This window comes from Paenibacillus sp. FSL E2-0151 (assembly GCF_037993015.1).
Classification (GTDB): Bacteria; Bacillota; Bacilli; order Paenibacillales; family Paenibacillaceae; genus Paenibacillus; species Paenibacillus amylolyticus.
On record NZ_CP150308.1, the window covers coordinates 1,427,502 to 1,448,356 of the forward strand.

The following is a 20,855-nucleotide window of genomic DNA, read 5'->3' on the forward strand; positions in this document are numbered from 1 at the left end:
CTTCCGCTCCAATTCAAAACTCAAAACTTTCGCCGTCACGTGGGATGAGCACCTGACCATCCATCTGCTCGGATGCCAGATAAGTCGCAAGATCCGTACGAGACATCACACAATGGTTAATCGCATCCATGTGCACAGCGATGACATGAGCAGATGGCGCATGGCGCTTCACGGCGACAACGTCAGGCCCATCCATTGTAATGGGATCACCCTCCACGAAGCGTGCACCTCCGGCATTCACGACAATGACTTCAGGCGTATATTGGCGGATGGTCTCAGCAGGTTCTTCACACCAGATGGTATCCCCCGCAATATAGGTGACAGGTTCTCCATCTGCTTCAAGTACGAAACCGGACACCTTGCCCATACGTTCGCCGATTTCACCTGTGCCATGATGCCCGGATGTACGGGCGAATCGGACAGAGTGATGCTCATGTTTTTCATCTACAGCTGTTACATTCGTGAATCCAGCCTCCAGAAATACGTTCTCGTCCCCAGGCTGGCAGATCAGAGGAATGTCTTTGCCAAGTTGTTTCGCCGCGGCTTCATCCCAGTGGTCCACATGGGTGTGTGTCACAATCAACAGATCCGGATTCAGATAATCCGTTTCGGTTTCGGGCAAACTCACTCTTGGATTACGTAGCTCATTGGGTGTGTTCGGGAATGCAGGCATGACTTCGGCGTCCATCAACATCGGATCAACGAGAATGTTCAGTCCTCCGTATTCCAGCCACAGTGTAGCATTGCGAATCAGTTGAATTTTCATTATATTTGCACTCCTTCGAGTTGTTTAATAGTATTACCCTATATGGTATACAACCCGTTTAACGGCGTACATAACATGATGAATGGAATTAGGCCACACTAATTTCACCGTGAAAGGATTGCTGAAGCAAGATGAATGAAATGGTAGATGACACAGATATACGTATTTTGCAGATTCTGATTCAAGATGCCAAACGTTCTCACAAAGAGATCGGTGAAGCGGTTCATCTCACAGGACAGGCCGTTGGTGCAAGAGTGCGCAAGCTGCAAGATCTGGGTGTAATTGAAGGGTATACGGTAAAATGGAACCCGGAACGCCTTGGCCTCGGCCTACAGGCATTTGTCACGGTTTTTTTGAACTCAGGCGACAGACACGCTGCCTTTCGTACATTCATTGTTGATCGTAAGGACATCGTTGAAGTCCATCGCGTTAGCGGAGAAGGCTGTTATCTGATGAGAGTGCAGACCGGCACCACAGAGCAGCTGGGTCAACTGCTTGAAGCATTACTGCCCTACGGCAATTACAAAGTCAGCCTGTCCATAGGTGTAGAGAAATCACAGTGATGTGTGGGGAGCTTGTCCTCATCCATCCCGGTACTCAACGATCTTGTTTCTGTTCCTGCAAAGTCTCCTGAAGTAAGGACACCGCCTGGTTCAGCTCTTTTTTGCTCAGCAGATGATCTGTCTGAATATGAGACCGTGTGCCGTCCTTTAAGTACAGGACAAACATGGGAGAAGCAGACAGGAGCCACTTGTTGCGGGCAGGTGAGGCGAGTTCAACTTTGCGAATCTTGCTCCATGGAATCTTCCGTTTGCCCGTGCTCAACGCATCATCATCCCAGGATAACAACATGGCAGGGGTTCTGGTTAGTCGTGACACAAACATGAAGAATAGCGGTCCGATCAACCACATACCCAGCACGGCTGCAATGGAATAGTATATGGTCTCCAGTCTTTCGGCTTGTCCGTCCACGATGATCCATAATAAGCTCACGCACAAGAGAAGGAAAAGGAAGCATAGACTTCCCTTCCATAGAGCTGTGCTGCGTTGGTAACGAATCTGCTGATGGTCACGCTTGGGTGTTTCGGGTTGTTGCATAGATGTTCCTCCTAATTAACAATGCTGATCGATATGCCAAACGTGCCGCCTGCATAAGCAGAGCGGCATGTTCAACGTTCTGTATTTACTATAACTCAGGTTCATTACCCTGATATAGCTGAATTTTTACCTGCATCACGCGCGTGGGTGTACAAGTCTGCATATACACCTTTGGCTGCGATTAGTTCCTGGTGTGGTCCTTCCTCCACAATCTCGCCATTCTCCATCACCAGAATTCGATCGGCATGCATCACTGTGGACAGGCGATGAGCAATGACAATGGTGGTGCGTCCCTGGGATACCGATTCCAACGCCTGCTGAACAAGCTGTTCCGTGTGTGAGTCCAGATTGGCGGTTGCCTCATCCAGGATGAGTACTCGGGGCTGGAACACCACGATCCGGGCAAATGAAATCAACTGCCGCTCCCCAGCGGATAGTCCGCTTCCGCGTTCGGATAGATGTGTATCATATCCGTGAGGCAAACGTGAAATCATCGCATGTGCTCCGACAAACCGGCAGGCCTCAATCGCCTGCTCTCGCGTAATATCCTCACGAAACATCCTCACATTATCAATAATGGAACCGGAGAACAGGAAAGGTTCCTGTTGAATCAGACCCACGATCCGATGAAGCTTAGCCTGCGGCAGATGCCGGATATCGGTACCGTCAATCTCGATACTGCCCTTGTCTACATCATAGAAGCGATTGAGCAGGGAGATCAGTGTGCTTTTGCCAGCGCCTGTTGTGCCTACAATACCTACCATTTCACCCGGATAGAGGTGCAGGTTCATCTGTTGGATCAAGGGCCGGTCTGCCCGATAACCAAACGACACATCATTAAAATCAATCTGGCCCATCACATTTTGTGGTTCCAGCGAGGAGGCCATCACGGGTTTGGGATCGGCAACTTCAGGCCGTGTATTCAGAATGTTCCAGATGCGATCCATTGATACGGTCGTGGACTGGAATGTATTCCATTGCATCGTAATCTGGTTAATCGGTTGAAAGAACTGACGAATATAGCTGATAAACGCATACAATACCCCGACTTGCAGGGACTCACCCAGTACGGCGCGACCTCCAAGCCAGACCATCATAACCAGTGCCGCATTACCAAGGATATCAAACGTCCGGTTGAAGATAACATTGGAGCGGGCTTGAGCAATGTTGGCTTTCAGGTGAAGTGCGTTCTGTTCCGAGAAACGTTTCTTCTGTTCTTCCTCTTGGTGAAAAGCTTGAATCAGAAACATACCGGACAGGTTCTCCGCCGTAAATGCGATCAGACGGGAAAGACGCGTACGGGCATTTTGATAAGCTTTTCGCAGTCGACTACGGAATAATACCGCAACCACCGCAATGACAGGCAGAACGATCAGTGAGTAACTCGCCAGCACAGGATCAAGTTGGAACATAAAGACGATAATGAGCACCAGCATCATACCATCCCGAATCAGACTGAGCAGTACTTGAGTGAAAAAGCTGCTGATGGTCTCCGTATCACTGGATACGTTTGTGACCAGACTGCCGATATGAAAACGGTCAAAGAAGGACATGGACATCTTGGAGATATGCTTGAACAGGTCCTTTCTGATCCGGGATACAATGTTCTGACCCACATGCTGCAACAGATTATTCTGGATATAGGTAAAAATAAAACTGATGACAGCCAACCCAAGAAAGATGGCTGCGAGTTGAACGAGAAAGCCCACACTGGTCTGGCCTACGGCCAGATGATCATCGATGGCGATCTTCACCAGATATGGTTGTAACAAATCTGCCGATATGCCAAGCAGTGAGCAGAAGAAGATACCGGCAAAAGCCCATTTATGAGGTTTGGCGTATGCCATCATTGCTTTAAACGAAGTTCGTTTACTCTGATCGGCTTCTGCATCTGGGTGAAGTTCAGGGTTAGCGTTAGACATGATGTAATCCCTCCTCCTGCAAACGGTAGGTGGCCGCATATAACCCTTTGGCAGCCATCAACTGCGCATGTGTTCCCTGCTCAGCGACTCGCCCTTCATCCAGAACGATAATATCGTCCGCATGACGGACCGCGCTGATGCGATGAGAGATGATTAATGTAGTCTTGCCCTTGCCGATCTCACGCAAACTGCGCAGAATACCACTCTCGGTGACAGCATCAACCGCGCTCATACTGTCATCCAGAATAAGTAACTGTGCTTGTTTGATCAGTCCTCTTGCAAGGCTGGTTCGCTGACGTTGTCCACCAGACAGGGTGAGTCCACGTTCGCCAAGCAGTGTATCGAAGCGATCAGGAAAACGGACAATATTGTCATAGATCATGGCTTGCCGTGCACTATGTTCCACTGTATCCAGCGATACTTCCCGGTCGCTAAATGCGATGTTATCCCGGATGGTGGTACTAAACAGGAATCCATCCTGAGGGACATAAGCGATGCGCGATCTTAGACTTTCCAGCGACAGCTGCCGAATATCGGTACCATTGATGCGAATTGTTCCTTCAGGTGGTTCATATGTACGCAGCAATAGCTTAACGAGGGTACTTTTACCCGAGCCGGTCTTGCCTACAATACCGACCGTTCGCCCGGCACGGATATGGAGTTGAATGTTTTTGAGAGCAGGAGATGAACTGCCAGGATAGGAGAAGGTTAGATTCTCCATGGTGATATCTTGTACGGTTTGGAGCGATGTGGCTTCAGGAAGTTCACGCACATCCGCTACTTCGCTGAGCAGGTCATTCACCCGCTCCAGTGATGCGCCTGAGCGCTGAACGGTATTAATAACATTGCCGATCTGTTGAAGCGGTCCCATAATAATGCGCAGATATAAGGTTAAGGCGACAAAACTCCCGAGTGTAATAGAATTCTGCATGGTCATAATACCTCCGACAAGCAGAGAAACGACCAATGAGATGGCTCCCAGCAGCGGGAGCAAAGCCTGAAACAACGAAGACAGACGAACCAGACGAAGCTGCTTGCTCTTGATTGCATCGACGGTAGTTCCAAAGCGCGCACGAGCACTGTCTTCGATTGCAAATGTCTTGGTTACGCGAATGCCACCCAGCTGCTCTTCCGCAGATTCCGTCATGGTAGCAAGAGCTTCCTGCACGTCGCGAGAGCGCTTGCGAATCCGCGGACCAAAAAACACGACCAGAAATGGAATCGCCAGCAAAGGAACAACACTAATTAGAATGAGCGTCAACGGAATCCCGCTAAGCAGCATCATGACAATGCAGGACAACAGCAGGAAGGTGGCGTTGGTCATGAGTGTCACACCATTGGATATCGCTTCACGTACGGAAGTCACGTCATTCATGACATAACTGAGCAGTTTTCCGTTCCCCTGTTTGGAGAAATAATGTTCGCTAAGTTCGGAAAACTTACTGAATATACGCTCACGCGTCATGAATTCGAAGCGTCGACCGAGCTTCATAATCATGAATTGCCCAGTACCGAACAGCAGATTATACCCGATGGCAATAGCCAGAAGGGACAGGCTGTACCTTACGACCGTCTGCATCTGAAGAGAGTTCTGCATCAACTGATCCGTGAAGCTGCCGAGTATGCGGGGCAGGGATGCTTGCCCGACATTGGAGGCAATAATCAGAAGAACAGCAACCAGATAAACAGGCCAGTTCGACACAACATAACCGCGAAGTAATCCTTTCTTGGACATAAGCGTTGTTCTCCTTTTGTTATAGGTGAAGTCAGTTCAGGCAGGTGGAGTCAAGAAAAGGGCCGACACCTGTTATTAGCGCGTCGTGCCCTCTTACTGTATGCGATCCAGTTCGTTGTTTATCCGTCATCCGATAGATTTCTCTATTCTTATTTTTGCGCTAATCCGATGGGATGTCAACGAAGCCAGTTAGCAATAGCAGGTGGCCCCGATTAGTGACAGCGGAGAAGAGTTCTATGTCGTGTTCTCCTGTTGTATTCACCAGATGTCGAAATTACTGAAACATTTTCTAGGGATGCCCCGTCTGTAGGAATGAAGAGGTTAAAAATAGGCTTTACTAATCATATGGAGGTGCCAGGAAATGAAACATAAAAAAGGATTGGCTGCAACACTTGCGCTCTGCGTTTCTTTGACAGCAGGAGGTGCATCGGTACTTGCTTTCACAGATGTGAAGGATGAAGGTCAGAAGTCGGTTGTGGATTCATTGAAATCAAAAGGCATTGTTAACGGAGTAACAGCGGATCTGTTCCGTCCAGATCTTGCATTGTCCGAGCCACAGGGTGTTCAACTGATTGTGAATGCATTTGGTCTGAAAAATGAATTTGCGGAAGCATCCGCTCAGAATAAAATCAGTCCGGATACGTGGTATGCCGATGCGGTGCAGGCCGCTACTCAGAATGGACTGTCCATTCCGGTTGAAGTGAACCCGCAGGGCAAGTTGACGCGTGAACTGTTTGTCATTTTGCTGAATGAAGGGATTAACACAACCGGGAATTATCCGGTCATCATGAAGTATAATCTTGTTAAGGACGAAAATAAAATCGGTAAGGACGCCATATCTGCAGTCCAGAACCTGCTGAACATGAACATCATTGAACTGGATAAGGACGGGAATTTCCGTCCAGATCAGTCGCTTACCCGTATGGAGGCTGCAAGCATGATCTTTAATGCACTTGAATTTGTGGATAAACACGGCAATGGCGGCTCGACAGAGCCAGCTCCAACCAATCCAGGTGAAGGCCAACAAGCGATTGTACCTGAAGTAACAACGACAAAGGTTGATGACAAAACAACCAAAGTTAAACTCAGTGCTGAAATGCCGCACCCTGGTTATGGATTGAAGATTGATGATGTGAAATTGGAGAAGGATGGACGCGCCATCGTGCTCTATTCCATTATTCAACCTGATCCAGACATGATGTATCCGATGGTTATCACAAATGTGACTGCAGAAACGGATATCCCAACAGGGTATACGGCAGAAGCTCAACCTTCTGGTAAGTAAATTATTCTTTGAGATATCAAACTTGCGCTAAGCACAACGTCAATGAACAGAATATAGCTTAACTTAAAAACTCACCCTTCATGCGTGCATGGAGGGTGAGTTTTTAAGTTGCTGGAGAGGCGACACCAATTACCAGCATTCAACTAATGCAAGGTGAGATACGCTAACGAACTCAGCGCACCTTATTTGGACGTTTATAGTGGTTATGCAATTCTAACGAACTTGAGACGCGTTATTCCCGCAAATAAGACTGGAAACAACATATAAAGCATCTAACAGGCAGGAATAACGCATCTACGATTCGTTAAAAATCCCAATCAGTGAAATAGCGTCGAATAACGTGTGCTGGGTTCGTTAGACTTTCCAGATTCACGACGCTTCTGCGAAAGGTAAATTAGTGAGAGGTTGCATAGTTACAAACCTGATCGAAAGGTATTGGATCTTGCGGTTTGATTATTCGTCCAGAGGTTCATAGTCAAACCAATCGAAACTTGCAGGCGTACACTCCCCCGATGGAGCATAAGCGTAGATGGCGATCATCACACCTGTGAAACCACTTGCCACTTCGGTAGATAACAGATGTGTTTCTCCAGAACCCACTTCGATGGCATCGGATGAACCTTGCTGATAGAGGAACGTGAAGTGATTACGGTCAGCCTTGATTTGTAATACAACCGGCCCCGTGTCACAGTCAAGCACCTGTTCGGTTCGCAGAGAGCCGACGGTTCGCCGCAATACGATTTTCTTCTGACCGTCGATCTGTGTTACAGCCAAGTCGTAATGATATTTATCATTCATAAATAAGGTTAGTCCAGCTTCCTCACCGTTCGCATTTGGCTCATAACGCAGCTCGGTTGCCATTTTGCATAAGAAATGGCTCAAGCGACGTCCGACAAAGGCTGGATTTCCTCCATCATCGAGTGAAACCGGCTGACCCCGCAGGATGAGTTGCCCGGGATTTTCTGTGAGTGTCCAACTATTCGGAGCCGGGTTCCGTAAGAAGATCCAGTTCATGCCTAATGATGGTTCGTCAAAATCATCCCGAATAGCCTGAGGTGACCAAGGGTGCTCAGTCAACAAAGGCCCAGTCATCTCCTGCTCAATATGTCCGTTCACACCGATTATCGGCCAACCGTCATCCGTCCACGTGACAGGTGCCAGGAACGTTTCACGTCCCAGATGGTGCCGCATGGGGTAACCTGCCGGGCGAATACCAAGAGATACGGCCCACCAGCTTCCATCCTGGATCTGGACAAGGTCTGCATGACCGGTTGCATGAATGCTGGATTTCATGCTCCGATTGGACAGAATCGGATTATGAGGACACGGATCAAATGGTCCGTATGGCTCTGCGCTCCGAGCGATGGTTTCCATATGGCCATACTCGGTTCCACCTTCGGCGATCATCAGATAATAGAGGCCGTTTATTTTATACATGTGGGGAGCTTCGGGGGCTGCTCCTCCGGTTCCAGTCCAGATCAATCGACTATCGGTTAGTCTGGCTCCGGTCGTGGTGTCTATCTCGCACTGATAGATGCCTTCGCCTTCATCGCCGTTACAGGCCGTTTGAAAATACACACGTCCATCTTCATCAAAGAGAAAAGAGGGATCAATGCCGCCCTGATCAATAAAAATCGGAGCAGACCATGGTCCCTCGGGCAGGGCACTACGCACATAAAAATTTCCGCCGCCGCTGACATTGGTTGTTGTCATGTAGAACCAGCCATCATGGTACCGGAGTGTTGGGGCAAAAATACCGCCAGAGCTGCCTGCGTTCGCTAAAGGGAGTTGTTCAGCTGTTGTGAGGACATGGCCGATCTGTCGCCAGTTCACAAGGTCTTTGCTGTGGAGGATGGGCACACCAGGGAAATATTCAAAGGTACTGGTTACCAGATAATAGTCTTCATCTAGACGGCAGATACTTGGATCTGGATAAAACCCCGGAATGACCGGATTGGTATATTTCATCATTTATGCTCCTATTCATTGTGAGAGTTTAGTATGAATCTGGACACATTGAAAATCCCTGCTACAAGGCGAATTATAACGCTTATAAGTATATGGAACCTTGATTTTTCGGTCTTGGAATAGCATGATATAGACATTCAACCCAACTATGTTCGAGGAGGGGTGCTTTTGAGTAATGCATATTTGAGATGGTTTACCTCGGACCATCAACAATTTCCGTTTTTTATTCAGTACGGTGGACATGTTGAGGACATGGAGCTTCATAATCATATGGATTTTACGGAACTTGTGATTGTTCTGAATGGTCATGCAACCCATGTGGTGAACACCGAGGAATTTTTTATTAAAAAAGGGAACGCATTTGTGATTAATGGCGACACCCATCATGCGTATAAAGACCCTCATGATTTTAGGATCTGTAACATTATGTTCAGTCCCGAGATGCTTGCTTCGGCTGGGCCCGATCTGAGAAAATCTAACGGCTTCCAGGCGCTGTTTGTTTTGGAACCGTTTTATCGTAATATTCACTCCTTTCCGAGTAAATTGGCGTTATCCATTTCCAGTCTGGAGTATGTAGAATCACTGATATCGTTCATGATTGAAGAGTATCAGAGTAAACAGCAAGGGTATCAGACGATGTTGATCTCACGTCTTACGGAGATGGTTGTTTATTTGTCGAGGCAATATGATACGCAGGAGAAAGGGATCGAAGGTAATAATCTGATGCATCTGGCAAATGCCATTTCATTTATTGAAGATCATTATCTGGAGCCACTGTCGCTAGAGGATATTGCGGGGAAGTCGAATATCTCAATAAGGCATCTGAATCGGATTTTTCGATCCTATTATCAGATGACCCCGATCTCTTATCTGCAAAAGTTGCGTCTGGAGAAGGCATGTCATTTGTTGAAAAACGGGAATCTGTCCATCACGGAAATTTCGTATGAATGTGGATTTAACGACAGTAATTATTTCACCCGCCAGTTTAAGAAAGCTTTTGGCAAGTCTCCAAAAACATACAGGCAGACTCATTAATACATGACCGAATATAAAACACCAAAACAGGGCCTCCTCATATGGAGGTCCTGTCTGCTGTCTCAGGGAAAAGGGGGAGTTCAATAGTTCAAGAGCCGTCCGTTGTCATGCCACTGACCGTACATTTTATTTTCCTTTGTGTTGGTTATGAACTTATTCAATCTGCTCTGGAATAATGCTGGCTGATTCTTAACACTTTGGATCGTATCGATCCGAACGTTTTGATACAGGGTAGGAAAGGACATGAAATTTGCATAAACCTGATGATCTTATTTCAGCCTCTGTTCGATCACACCATCAATTATGAAAGCATTTGGCTCCATAACAGGAAGAACCTTTCTACCCTCGTCATGCATGAAGCCCAACTTTTCAAGACGACGGACACGTTCCTTGTTCAATTCAGTCCATGAGCTGCGTTTACTTCTAGGAGATAATCTCTGTGCTAATTGAGTCTCGGATATTTTCTTTTTGACTCCATCGATCCAGCCAAAGCACAGCGACTCCTCAACCACGTCCAAATACAGCAGGGTATTTGGCACGGGTTTTATGCTTATCATTACCCAGCAAGATTTCTCGACTTTTCCACGCGTATGCAACCAATTTCTCAATTCATCCCTCGACGTCATGGGGATACAATTTACATTTTCCATCCGATTGTCAACTATACTTGAGCCGGTTCCTGATACCAAAAGAGTGAATAGTCATTCATGATGGAGGCATACCCCAATTGACGCAGCATGGTAGAAACATTGCCTCGATGATAGGTTCCGTGGTTAACTACATGGATTACGATGTCCGATAAGCTGGTTTCGCGAACTCCTGCAAATGGATTATCGAGTAGAATGGTTTGCTCCAGATCAGCTTGGCCTCGTAACCACTCACTGTATTGTGCCGACAGGTCGGTAAAACATTGGATGTACTCATCCACAGAACCGTGAATTTCACTATTGAGTGGTATGCATGCTTGCAGTGCCTCGGGCATCCCGGTGCCAGTTAACACCAGATACCACATCTTATCCACTGTATAGATATGGCTGAGTGCGTGAGCAATGGTTGGATATGAACTGTTCACTTCCTGACTCAGGACAGAGGAGGGCAGTTCCTTGATTCTGCCCAGGATGGTTTGATTGGCCCATGCGTGGTAGTTATACATTTGTTCCGGATGATTCATTGATGATCGTCTCCTTTAATTTGGCGATGGATTAGATGAACTTACTGAGATGATTATAAAAAAAGAAGTATGACAACAGCGTGTCATACTTCTTCATAGAGCTTAAGTGCGTTTCGAAGTTGTTCTTTCAGAATGTCTCTTAATTCAATCGGTTCAAGTACCTCGGCGCCACTGCCTAAACTAAGTAGAAACGACCATAACCACTTGGCTTGTAACGGTTGATGAACCGAGATACGCATTGTCATACTTCCATCCTCGTGAAATTGCTTATCTGCCTGTTGAAAATGATCCATGGCTTCCGCGAGCGCTTCCGGGTTCACCCGAAATACCACATCACTTACCTGATCTTGCCATGATGGATCTGAGACAACCGTCTCTTGGGGAAGCTCAAGGTGGGGTTGGAAGTGTTCCGATGTCAGTTGCACGTTCATCATCCGGGACAGTCGGAACTCGCGATAATCCTGCCGTGTCTGGCAAAATCCATATATATACCAATTACGATATTTAAAATGAAGTCTTACCGGTTCCAGATGGCGGGGGGTATGTTCATTTTTCGTATTGATGTAGTCAAAACGGACAACCTGATGATCCGTAATACCTTTACGCAGATGAGGAAGGGCATCAGGTTCTGTTCGACGTGTCTCCAGATCCACCGAGAGACTTGAGGTTTGATGCTCCGGTCCAATCGTTTGCAGACGTTCAATCGTGCCTTGTGCACGTGCATCTTCGAATACTGTGGACAGACTGCTCAGGACCGTGATCAGGGAATCCACATCATAAGAACCAAGCAAGCTTTTATCCATCTTGTATCCGTCCATCATGCCATAGCCGCCTTTGAGTCCCTGATGGGAGACGACCGGGAAGCCGGCGGCACAGATTACATCAATATCCCGATAGATCGTTCTTGGGGACACCTGAAACTCTTCAGCCAAGGTGGAAGCAGACAATACTTCGTGGTTCAGTAGTTTATATATGATTGAGATTAATCGCTCCAATTTCAAAAGGTATCCCCGCCCGTTATTCCATTTTGTCTTTATAGGCCATTATTATATCACGCCAGGGTAAACAACATGGAGGATTACAGAGGGGCTATAGGAGTCATATCATCCAGTATGTTTTGTTCCAACATGATAGGACAAGTTCTTAGGCGAGAGCAAACAAAAAAGAGTGCTGGATAGCACCCTTTCGAAGACACATGATTGTTGTTGTGTTGAACAGTTACGTTAGCAGATCGGTCGAACTTAATTAATATCGAGTGAATAGTCAGAGCCGGCTCTACTCTTCTTGCACGTTATAGAGAACCCGAGCGAGCAGATTCTGTCCATAGTTTCCGAAGTTTTTACCAAAGATCGTTAAGCCCCGTTTGTTCAAAGGTTCGTCCGTAACCGCAATGCGGAAGTGAATATCGCTTTTGTAATCCAGCCTAATCTGGTCCAACGTCACGTCCGAGATGCGGCATCCGTCGATATAGCTGCCTTCCTGTGTAATCCGGATCAGCTTCAGCATGCCGTACTGATTCAAGTGCGGAGGCCACCATTCCGGATTAAAGGTACCGCGTGTATTGCCAAAATCCCCCGGACTTGTCCAGCAGCCAATCTCAATCCCATTGACATAGAAGTAAATATCCGAAGGGTAATTGTCACAAAAGCCAGGGGCCTCCGATCCCAGTTCCATCGACAACTGAATTTCGCTAAAGGACTGATTGGGTTTGAGATAGTTTGGAATCCGATATTCCAGATAACCTTCAGCCAGCCAGATCATCTCCGCATCAATTCGCAGTGGATCAGCAAAGTACCGCGGATCATCGAACTCTCCAACAATGCTGTCCCGGGTAGCGAGACCACATGTAGGTGCGGCCTGATAATCGCTATAATGACCGACCTGAATTTCCACCTCATAACGATTGTTAATCTCTTGTGAACGCAGATCAACCATCAATTTTTCCTCATTGAGATAACATATCTTCTGAATTCCATGTTTGCCAACGGCGGTGTTGATCTCGATCAATCCGCTCTCTTCAAGCTTCTTGATATGCATCGTGATGGCGCCATTGCTCAGTCCCAGCTTGGTTGCAAGATCATTGAGATTAAGACTTTGGTTCTTGGCCAGCAGCTCGATGATCTGAATCCGGATTTCCGAACTGAGCGCTTTGAAGATATTCACACCCGACATCAGATCTTTAATATAAATCATAGGTGGATTTCCTTTCCCCGTTCTGAACAAAGTCTTCGACACAGACATTTGCACATTTATATGTTTTATTTCAGATAATTATAAATCATTCCCTCATGGAAGGGAAGGGTGGAGAAATAGAAGCCAAAACCCTTGTATATAGCGCAAATACGAAAATATAATCTATATTTTGTCCACTAATCCGGTTAAAATAAGTGTTAATCAGTTCACATATATTTGAAATATACCATTGAAATGTCATGTAACCGCTTTTATAATCCTATTATACCTAAATTGATTCAATACTTCATGAACCTAATTAACCATTTGAACAGGAAAGGTGGAGTTCAGTTTGGAAAAGTTAAGCAATGTGAAGAGGTTTAAGTGGAAACGGTTGGCGTTACCGGCATTACTTGTGATGGTATTACTGCTGGCAGGTCAGTCAAAAGCTTTGGCGGCATTCTGGAATCTGACCGGAGATACCGCTGTTCATGATCCGTCGATTATCAAAGAGGGCAATTCCTGGTACACCTTTTCAACCGGCCCGGGCATTCAAGTATTGAAATCCGATAATGGATCGTCCTGGTATCGTGTTCCACAGATCTTCTTAAGTAAGCCATCCTGGTGGGCTTCTGCCGTTCCGGGACAAAGCGGATTGGATGTATGGGCACCGGATGTAGAGCAGTATAACGGAAAAGTATGGCTCTATTATTCAATCTCCACCTTTGGCTCCAATCGGTCTGCGATTGGTCTTGCGTCTGCGAATAGCATTGGAGCAGGGCAGTGGAAGGACGAAGGATTGGTGCTTCAAACCACGACCGCCAATAATTATAATGCCATTGATCCAAATCTGGTCATTGATGCTTCAGGCAATCCATGGCTGGCCTTTGGTTCTTTCTGGAGTGGCCTGAAGATTGTCAAGCTGGACAAAAACACGATGAAACCGACGGGAAGTATAACTTCCATTGCTGCGCGCCCGAATAACGGAGGTGCTATTGAAGGACCAAGTATTGTATATCGTGGCGGCTACTATTACCTGTTTGCTTCCATCGATTCTTGCTGCCAAGGGGTGAACAGTACCTACAAAATGGTCTATGGACGTTCGACCAGTATAACAGGCCCTTATGTGGACAAAAACGGAGTTAATATGCTGAATGGTGGCGGAACGATATTGGATACAGGCAATGTAAAATGGAAAGGTCCAGGTGGTCAGGACGTGTACAACGGCAATGTCATCGCAAGACATGCCTATGATGCAGAGGATAATGGCAATCCGAAATTGCTGATTAATGACTTGCTTTGGGACTCGAGTGGCTGGCCGAAATATTGATTTATTTTATATAAATATAAAATGTTTTATAAAAGTGTTGACTAAAGTGATCTGGATTTGATAAATTTAACAACAGAAATCTTATTTCATCCAATTGAATACGGTTACAAGTCCAGATCAGGAGGGGTTCAGATGGTAAAGAAAAAGAATTGGGTCACATTTATGCTTCTTATGCTGGTAAGTGCGCTGGTACTCGCAGGTTGCGGAGGAAGCAGCGGTGCAAGTGGGGACAAGGAGTTAACGTTTATGTTCCGCGGCGGTACTGATGAGCAGAAAGCATACCAAGCGGTGGTCAAGAAATTCGAAGAAGATCATCCGGGTGTGAAAGTCAAAATTATCGTAACGGCTGCGGATCAATATGCAACCAAGCTAAGAGCGGCAATTACAGGCAACAGCTTGCCTGACGTATTTTATATCAATCCGGGTGACGTGAAAGCGTATGTGAACAGCAATGTGCTGATGAACCTCACTTCGTATATTGAAAACAATCCGGATGTTGATCTCGATAATATCTGGAAATACGGCGTGGACCTGTATCGTTATGACGGCCAAATGGCAGGTCAAGGTGATATCTACGGTATGCCGAAGGATCTGGGGCCATTTGCACTGGGCTACAACAAAACGTTGTTTGAAAAAGAGGGCATCCCACTCCCTGACAAGGATAAACCATACACATGGGAAGAGTTCATCAAGGTGAACCAGCAAGCGACCAAGGATACCAATGGAGATGGTAAACCGGATGTATACGGTACTGGATTCAACGTACAGTGGGCACTGCAATCCTTTGTATGGAGTAACGGTGGGGATTGGTTGGATGAGACCAAAACAAAAGTAACGATTGATGATCCAAAATTCGCTGAAGCACTGCAATTCTTCGCGGATATGCAGAACGTATACAAAATTACACCTTCCATTGAGGAAGCGCAAACATTGGATACGTATCAACGCTGGATGAAAGGTGAAATGGCTTTCTTCCCTGTAGGCCCATGGGATATGAGTACATTTGAGAAATTGCCTTTCGATTATGATTTGCTGCCATTCCCTGCGGGATCAACTGGCAAATCGGCAACGTGGATCGGATCTCTGGGAATCGGAGTATCCGCGAAAACGAAACATCCAGAAGAAGCAGCAGCATTGGTGAACTACCTTACGGCTTCGAAGGAAGGCATGCAACAACTGGTAGATGCCAAGGTACAAATTCCGAACTTGCTTGATATGGCAGACGAGTGGGCCAAAGATACATCCACGAAACCAGCCAACAAACAGGAATTCATTGATATTGTTGAAGATTACGGCCGGGCTCTGCCAGGTAACTACACGTACAATGCGGAATGGTATGACCTGTTCTTCACGGACATCCAGCCGGTATTGGATGGCAAGATTACAGCCGCAGACTATGTGAAGCAGCAACAACCGAAAATGCAAAAACTGCTCGACAAAGCGGTAGAACAAGAAAAGAAATCTCAGAAATAGTAGATAGGAAAGGGTGATGCCGGCAGCCTGCAATCATGCTGCTGGCATCATTCGTATTGGAACTTATTGGATTCCATACGGGCATGTGGCATTCGTTGATCGACAAGGTTCAATCGAAGAATGCCACATGCTGATACTAGAAACAGGGGTGAACGCCGTGATTACGAAATCGAGTTTGTATCGCAAAGAGATGCTGTACGGATATCTGTTTATTTTACCTCCGATTCTTGGATTGCTGATCTTTGTCATGTTCCCGTTCCTCTACTCCCTTTATGGTTCCTTTACGGATTGGGACGGACTGGGACAGATGAACTTTATCGGTTTGGCCAACTTCAAGGATTTGCTCACGGATGACCTCTTTTACAAAGCGATGTTTAATACATTCTTCCTGATGCTTGGTATTCCAATTGGATTGTTGCTCGCATTATTGCTGGCAATGGGTCTGAATCGTAAAATTCCCGGCACGACGACATTCCGTGTGATCTATTACATTCCGGTTATTTCTTCCCTCGCTGCGGTGTCCATCATGTGGAACTGGGCGTACAACGGGGATTACGGTCTGGTGAACCAGTTCCTTGACCTGTTTGGGATTAAAGGTCCTAACTGGCTAGCGAACAAAGACACGGTTAAACCGGCTTTGATTATTATGACGGTGTGGAAAGGCTTGGGATACACGATGTTGTTGTACCTGGCAGCACTGCAAAGTGTATCACGTACATACTACGAGGCGGCTGAGCTGGATGGAGCGAACGGGTTCCAAATCTTCCGCAATATCACCTGGCCTATGGTGAAGCCAGTTACCTTTTTCCTCATTGTTACAAATATCATTGGCGGTTCCCAGATCTTCACCGAGATGAACATTATGACACCTACGGGTGGTCCTGAATACTCTTCGGCATCAATCGTTTTCTACATCTGGCAGAAAGCCTTCAGTAACTTGCAGATGGGTTATGCCTCAGCGATGGCCATGATTCTTGGTATTTTCATTTTTGTCATTACCCTGGTGCAATTCAAAATGAACGAAAAATCAGCCTATGATGGGGATTGATTGTCAAGGAAAGGAGTGAACCGGAGATGTCTTACAGTCAAAAGAGGAAATTAACAAACTCGATCATCTTTATCGTACTCGCGATTGGGGCGATTGCGATGATTGCACCACTGATCTGGATGTTGTCCACTTCATTGAAGGAGAAGCAGGATGTGTTCGCGCTTCCGCCTGTATGGATACCTGAAGTATTCCAATTTGGAAAGTATAAAGAAATCTGGGAAGCCGGTCCCCTACTCAGCGGGATCAAAAACAGCCTCATCGTTGCGGTAAGTGTAACGGTGGTGGGTACGTTTACGTCCAGTATCGCTGCCTTTGCTTTTGCCAAATTAAGATTCCCGCACAAAAACAAACTGTTTCTCGCGTTGCTGGCATCCATGATGATTCCTTATCCAACAGTCATGATCCCGCAATTCATCATGTTTGCAAAGCTGGGCTGGGTGGATACGCTGTTACCACTGATTGTTCCTGGCCTGTTCGGTAACGTAATCATGATCTTCTTCCTGCGCCAGTACCTGCTTAGTGTACCTGATGCAATTATTGAGGCGGCCAAAATCGATGGAAGTTCCTACTTCCGGCTGTACTCCAGTATTACGTTTCCGCTTATCAAACCGGCGATTGCTGCACAGCTGATTCTCTGGTTCATGGGCATCTGGAACGATTATCTGGCACCGATTATTTATCTGAATTCACCAGAGAAGCAGACGTTACAGCTCGTTATAGCAAACTTTAATGCCACGTATGCGATTCAAACCGATTACCCGCTTATTATGGCGGCGTCGATTGTGGCTCTGTTACCTGTATTAATCATCTTCCTGATCTTCCAGAAACAGATTATTGAATCGGTTGCCATTTCGGGAGTGAAGGGATGAACCAGCGGAAGAAATTCCGACGGTGGTCGAATTCAGGAAAAGGAGTGGTTGCTTCCATGTTGTTATTGTTGGTTGTTGGAGCTACTGGTTGTTCTGGAGCAGGAGAAACGGTGTCCCGTCCCGTCTTTCCTGAAGCTCCTCAAGATACTCAGCTGTATGACACTTCCATTTTGGACGATGAATCACGCTGGACGGTTAACAATGCGCATGATCCGGCCATTATCAAAACAGACCAGGGATACTACGTCTATTCCACAGACGTTCGTGTAGCAGGAGAAGCGAAACCCGGTGTCATGGTACGCAAATCAGATGATCTGATCCACTGGACATGGGTAGGTCAGGCTCTGCCCGGGATTCCGCAAGAAGCGCTGGATTGGACAGGTGCAGTCAATCTGTGGGCACCGGATGTGATTCAGGCTGGTGATACCTATCGGATGTATTATTCGGCTTCTTCTTTTGGCAGTACCCAGTCAGCTATTGGTCTTCAGACATCCTCATCTCCCGAAGGTCCATGGACAGATGAAGGGCTGGTTGTGAAAACCTCTGCGAATGAACAGGACAAGTTAAATGCCATTGATGCTAATCCCATCGTAGATGCTGAGGGCAATTCGTGGATGGTATACGGTTCATTCTTTGACGGCATCTATATTGCGCCACTTGATCCCGACACCGGGAAATTCAAGGACGAGGGTTACGGTACTTGCATTGCTGCTCGGGATCGTGCAACTGAAGAGGGCGCAGTGGAAGGTCCATACATTGTGTATAACCCGGAGTTCAAAAAGTATTATCTGTTCGTCTCCTATGATTCCTTATTCGAAGATTATAACGTGCGGGTTGCGCGTGCTGATTCGATCACAGGACCGTACACGGACATGAATGGCATGAACATGCTGGATACGGATCATCTGCCGCAATATGAGATCGGCACCAAAATTCTCGGCGGTTATCGCTTCACAGAAGGCGAGGGCTGGGTTGCGCCCGGACATAACTCGGTTCTGAAGGACGGAGACGATTATTACATCGTGCATCATGCACGGGGCGAGACGGATAAAAACTGGCCATATCTGCATGTACGCAAAATGTTATGGACCAAGGATGGCTGGCCTGTGGTTTCACCTGAACGTTACGCAGGTGAGACTGCACAGGATATTCCGAAATCCATGATTGCCGGGGAGTGGGAAGGCATGGCGCTTGATCCGTCCGTGGACGGGCAGATTCAAGCCGTGCCTTATACCCTAACAAGCAACGGTAAAATTAAAAGCGAAAAAGGTTCAGGAACCTGGACATTTGATGACAAACAAACACTGACGTTGAAGTGGAAAGAAAGCCCATGGGGCGGAGCTTCCACGGAAGAGCTGCAACTGCTGCCGTCCTGGGACTGGGAACGAAGCCAGCCCGCGCTGGTGGTGACAGGCCTCGATGACCACGGCATGGCGGTCTGGGGCAAGCAGATCAGCGCAGCTGAGGAATAAGGAGCGAGCTGCGAGAGAGAAAAGAGACGAGCTGCTGCGCCAAGGTGCACAAGCAGAGAGCGCCAAGGCCCTACCACCCCCGAACGTCCGCTGTGTATGACAAAGTTGGCCAATAGCTCTGCGGCCAGCCCTGCATTACATGGGGAGAGTTGACCCTGCGAAGCGGTCAACCCCATAAGACCGAGCCACAAAAAAGGCTCGAAGTTGAGTTGTAACCCAGCGAGCGCGGTGAGAGCGAGCTGCTGCTCCGATGGTGCACAAGCAGTGAGGGGGAGGAAGGAGCCGCAGGAGCGAGTTTGGCATCCGATTTCAACCGCCAGGAGCGGTGGAAAGAGAAATCGGAGGACAAGAGAGCACCAAGGCCCTGCCACCCCCGAACGTCCGCTGTGCACCACCTCAAAAGGGTTTTCGCTTTTTCGCAATTGGGTTACATCCCCAAACTACGAGTCAAACAACATTTGAAAGGGGAGCATTCCCATGACTGATTCCATTACATTTACTAATCCTATCCTGGAGCAACGTGCTGATCCGTGGGTGTACCGTCATACAGACGGTTACTATTATTTCTCCGCTTCCGTGCCAGCCTTTGACCGGATTGAAATCCGAAGAGCAGAGACGTTGGAAGAGTTAAGAGATGCTGAGCCGGTAACGGCTTGGACGAAGCGTGACACAGGGCCAATGAGTGCCAACATTTGGGCACCGGAGATTCATTTTATCGATGGCAAATGGTACATACACTACGCTGCCGCTCACACCAGTGAGACCAACGAAGGTCTGTTCGATCATCGGATGTATGTCCTGGAGAACGATTCCGCGAATCCACTCGAAGGAGAGTGGGTAGAGAAAGGGCAGATTCACACCCGGTGGGAATCATTCGCGCTGGATGCAACGACCTTTGAACATAAGGGAATCCGCTATCTGGTCTGGGCACAGAAAGATCCCGATATTGTGGGCAACTCCAACCTGTACATTGCCGAAATGGAGAACCCATGGACGCTACGCGGCGAACAGGTTATGATCTCTACGCCAGAGTATGATTGGGAGATCATCGGCTTTAAGGTCAATGAAGGAGCAGCCGTGATGCATCGGAATGGGCGTTTGTTCATCGGCTACTCGGCCAGCGCGACTGATTACAATTATTGTATGGGTCTGCTCACTGCAGATGAAAATGCCGACTTGCTTGATCCGGCCAGCTGGGTGAAATCACCCAAGCCGGTATTCCAGACTTGTGAAGCGAACGGCCAATACGGCCCGGGTCATAATAGCTTTACGGTGTCACCGGATGGCAAGACCGATATTCTGATTTATCATGCGCGTAATTACAAAGACATCGAGGGTGATCCCTTGTATGATCCGAACCGCCATGCCCGTGCTCAAGTGATTCATTGGCGTGAAGATGGCACACCTGATTTCGGTGTTCCGGTCCCAGATGGCAGCGCAGTAGCAGAAGCAAAATAAGAGGTAATGAAACCTTAATATGAGAGCCCTTAGTTAGCGAGTGATGCTGATTA

At 47.3% G+C, this 20,855-nt stretch carries 17 protein-coding genes and 1 pseudogene; 9 read left to right on the forward strand and 9 right to left on the reverse strand.

What is annotated here, in order from left to right:
• Positions 1-13: 13 nt before the first annotated feature.
• On the reverse strand, positions 14-766 hold the full coding sequence (locus tag MHI55_RS06385; protein ID WP_339189327.1) for an MBL fold metallo-hydrolase: 753 nt from the start codon (positions 764-766) through the stop codon (positions 14-16).
• A 131-nt stretch (positions 767-897) separates the two neighbouring features.
• Between MHI55_RS06385 and MHI55_RS06390 the strand changes: the two genes are divergently transcribed.
• Positions 898-1,329: an Lrp/AsnC family transcriptional regulator gene (locus MHI55_RS06390; RefSeq protein ID WP_339189324.1), complete on the forward strand. Its 432-nt coding sequence runs from the start codon at positions 898-900 to the stop codon at positions 1,327-1,329.
• 34 nt (positions 1,330-1,363) lie between these two features.
• On the opposite strand, the gene MHI55_RS06395 is transcribed toward MHI55_RS06390, so the two are convergent.
• The 3 genes from MHI55_RS06395 to MHI55_RS06405 all read right to left on the reverse strand — a co-directional run bounded on the left by MHI55_RS06395 (position 1,364) and on the right by MHI55_RS06405 (position 5,521).
• Complete coding sequence (locus MHI55_RS06395) at positions 1,364-1,864, reverse strand: hypothetical protein (RefSeq protein WP_339189323.1); 501 nt, start codon at positions 1,862-1,864, stop codon at positions 1,364-1,366.
• A 104-nt stretch (positions 1,865-1,968) separates the two neighbouring features.
• Complete coding sequence (locus tag MHI55_RS06400; RefSeq protein WP_339189322.1) at positions 1,969-3,786, reverse strand: ABC transporter ATP-binding protein; 1,818 nt, start codon at positions 3,784-3,786, stop codon at positions 1,969-1,971.
• Positions 3,779-5,521: an ABC transporter ATP-binding protein gene (locus MHI55_RS06405; protein ID WP_340389346.1), complete on the reverse strand. Its 1,743-nt coding sequence runs from the start codon at positions 5,519-5,521 to the stop codon at positions 3,779-3,781. The genes MHI55_RS06400 and MHI55_RS06405 overlap by 8 nt, the downstream gene beginning before the upstream one ends.
• A gap of 361 nt (positions 5,522-5,882) precedes the next feature.
• On the opposite strand from MHI55_RS06405, the gene MHI55_RS06410 reads away from it, so the two are divergent.
• Positions 5,883-6,806, forward strand: a complete 924-nt coding sequence (locus MHI55_RS06410; RefSeq protein WP_339189319.1) for an S-layer homology domain-containing protein — start codon at positions 5,883-5,885, stop codon at positions 6,804-6,806.
• Positions 6,807-7,259: 453 nt separating this feature from the next.
• Here MHI55_RS06410 and MHI55_RS06415 read toward each other — a convergent pair whose 3' ends face one another.
• Complete coding sequence (locus MHI55_RS06415) at positions 7,260-8,774, reverse strand: glycoside hydrolase family 43 protein (protein ID WP_340390576.1); 1,515 nt, start codon at positions 8,772-8,774, stop codon at positions 7,260-7,262.
• Between the two features lie 168 nt (positions 8,775-8,942).
• Between MHI55_RS06415 and MHI55_RS06420 the strand changes: the two genes are divergently transcribed.
• The gene (locus MHI55_RS06420; protein ID WP_036611501.1) at positions 8,943-9,809 is read left to right on the forward strand and encodes a helix-turn-helix domain-containing protein; all 867 of its coding nucleotides are present in this window, start codon (positions 8,943-8,945) and stop codon (positions 9,807-9,809) included.
• Between the two features lie 80 nt (positions 9,810-9,889).
• Here MHI55_RS06420 and MHI55_RS06425 read toward each other — a convergent pair.
• The 4 genes and pseudogenes from MHI55_RS06425 to MHI55_RS06440 all read right to left on the reverse strand — a co-directional run bounded on the left by MHI55_RS06425 (position 9,890) and on the right by MHI55_RS06440 (position 13,173).
• Positions 9,890-10,459: pseudogene (locus MHI55_RS06425) on the reverse strand (YdeI/OmpD-associated family protein).
• Between the two features lie 11 nt (positions 10,460-10,470).
• Positions 10,471-10,980, reverse strand: a complete 510-nt coding sequence (locus MHI55_RS06430) for a DinB family protein (protein ID WP_076251353.1) — start codon at positions 10,978-10,980, stop codon at positions 10,471-10,473.
• A gap of 83 nt (positions 10,981-11,063) precedes the next feature.
• On the reverse strand, positions 11,064-11,981 hold the full coding sequence (locus MHI55_RS06435) for a YafY family protein (RefSeq protein WP_076251355.1): 918 nt from the start codon (positions 11,979-11,981) through the stop codon (positions 11,064-11,066).
• 274 nt (positions 11,982-12,255) lie between these two features.
• Positions 12,256-13,173, reverse strand: coding sequence for a winged helix-turn-helix transcriptional regulator (locus MHI55_RS06440; protein WP_076251357.1), 918 nt, complete (start codon positions 13,171-13,173; stop codon positions 12,256-12,258).
• A 397-nt stretch (positions 13,174-13,570) separates the two neighbouring features.
• On the opposite strand from MHI55_RS06440, the gene MHI55_RS06445 reads away from it, so the two are divergent.
• The 6 genes from MHI55_RS06445 to MHI55_RS06470 all read left to right on the forward strand — a co-directional run bounded on the left by MHI55_RS06445 (position 13,571) and on the right by MHI55_RS06470 (position 20,802).
• Complete coding sequence (locus MHI55_RS06445; protein ID WP_076251708.1) at positions 13,571-14,482, forward strand: glycoside hydrolase family 43 protein; 912 nt, start codon at positions 13,571-13,573, stop codon at positions 14,480-14,482.
• 132 nt (positions 14,483-14,614) lie between these two features.
• Positions 14,615-15,955, forward strand: coding sequence for a sugar ABC transporter substrate-binding protein (locus MHI55_RS06450; protein WP_036611486.1), 1,341 nt, complete (start codon positions 14,615-14,617; stop codon positions 15,953-15,955).
• A 157-nt stretch (positions 15,956-16,112) separates the two neighbouring features.
• On the forward strand, positions 16,113-17,003 hold the full coding sequence (locus MHI55_RS06455) for a sugar ABC transporter permease (RefSeq protein ID WP_036611613.1): 891 nt from the start codon (positions 16,113-16,115) through the stop codon (positions 17,001-17,003).
• A 26-nt stretch (positions 17,004-17,029) separates the two neighbouring features.
• Positions 17,030-17,872: a carbohydrate ABC transporter permease gene (locus MHI55_RS06460; RefSeq protein WP_036611483.1), complete on the forward strand. Its 843-nt coding sequence runs from the start codon at positions 17,030-17,032 to the stop codon at positions 17,870-17,872.
• A 56-nt stretch (positions 17,873-17,928) separates the two neighbouring features.
• Positions 17,929-19,344, forward strand: coding sequence for an arabinan endo-1,5-alpha-L-arabinosidase (locus tag MHI55_RS06465; protein ID WP_340390577.1), 1,416 nt, complete (start codon positions 17,929-17,931; stop codon positions 19,342-19,344).
• Positions 19,345-19,821: 477 nt separating this feature from the next.
• A complete protein-coding gene (locus MHI55_RS06470; protein ID WP_282319151.1) occupies positions 19,822-20,802 on the forward strand; it encodes a family 43 glycosylhydrolase in 981 nt (326 codons plus the stop codon).
• Positions 20,803-20,855: the final 53 nt, after the last annotated feature.

Coding starts and splice junctions, on each gene's coding strand:
- MHI55_RS06470 (WP_282319151.1), top strand. CDS start 19,822: ATGACTGATTCCATTACATTTACTAATCCTATCCTGGAGCAACGTGCT.
- MHI55_RS06445 (WP_076251708.1), top strand. CDS start 13,571: ATGGTATTACTGCTGGCAGGTCAGTCAAAAGCTTTGGCGGCATTCTGG.
- MHI55_RS06385 (WP_339189327.1), bottom strand. CDS start 766: ATGAAAATTCAACTGATTCGCAATGCTACACTGTGGCTGGAATACGGA.
- MHI55_RS06450 (WP_036611486.1), top strand. CDS start 14,615: ATGGTAAAGAAAAAGAATTGGGTCACATTTATGCTTCTTATGCTGGTA.
- MHI55_RS06415 (WP_340390576.1), bottom strand. CDS start 8,774: ATGAAATATACCAATCCGGTCATTCCGGGGTTTTATCCAGATCCAAGT.
- MHI55_RS06460 (WP_036611483.1), top strand. CDS start 17,030: ATGTCTTACAGTCAAAAGAGGAAATTAACAAACTCGATCATCTTTATC.
- MHI55_RS06405 (WP_340389346.1), bottom strand. CDS start 5,521: ATGTCCAAGAAAGGATTACTTCGCGGTTATGTTGTGTCGAACTGGCCT.
- MHI55_RS06440 (WP_076251357.1), bottom strand. CDS start 13,173: ATGATTTATATTAAAGATCTGATGTCGGGTGTGAATATCTTCAAAGCG.
- MHI55_RS06390 (WP_339189324.1), top strand. CDS start 898: ATGAATGAAATGGTAGATGACACAGATATACGTATTTTGCAGATTCTG.
- MHI55_RS06400 (WP_339189322.1), bottom strand. CDS start 3,786: ATGTCTAACGCTAACCCTGAACTTCACCCAGATGCAGAAGCCGATCAG.
- MHI55_RS06430 (WP_076251353.1), bottom strand. CDS start 10,980: ATGAATCATCCGGAACAAATGTATAACTACCACGCATGGGCCAATCAA.
- MHI55_RS06410 (WP_339189319.1), top strand. CDS start 5,883: ATGAAACATAAAAAAGGATTGGCTGCAACACTTGCGCTCTGCGTTTCT.
- MHI55_RS06465 (WP_340390577.1), top strand. CDS start 17,929: ATGTTGTTATTGTTGGTTGTTGGAGCTACTGGTTGTTCTGGAGCAGGA.
- MHI55_RS06395 (WP_339189323.1), bottom strand. CDS start 1,864: ATGCAACAACCCGAAACACCCAAGCGTGACCATCAGCAGATTCGTTAC.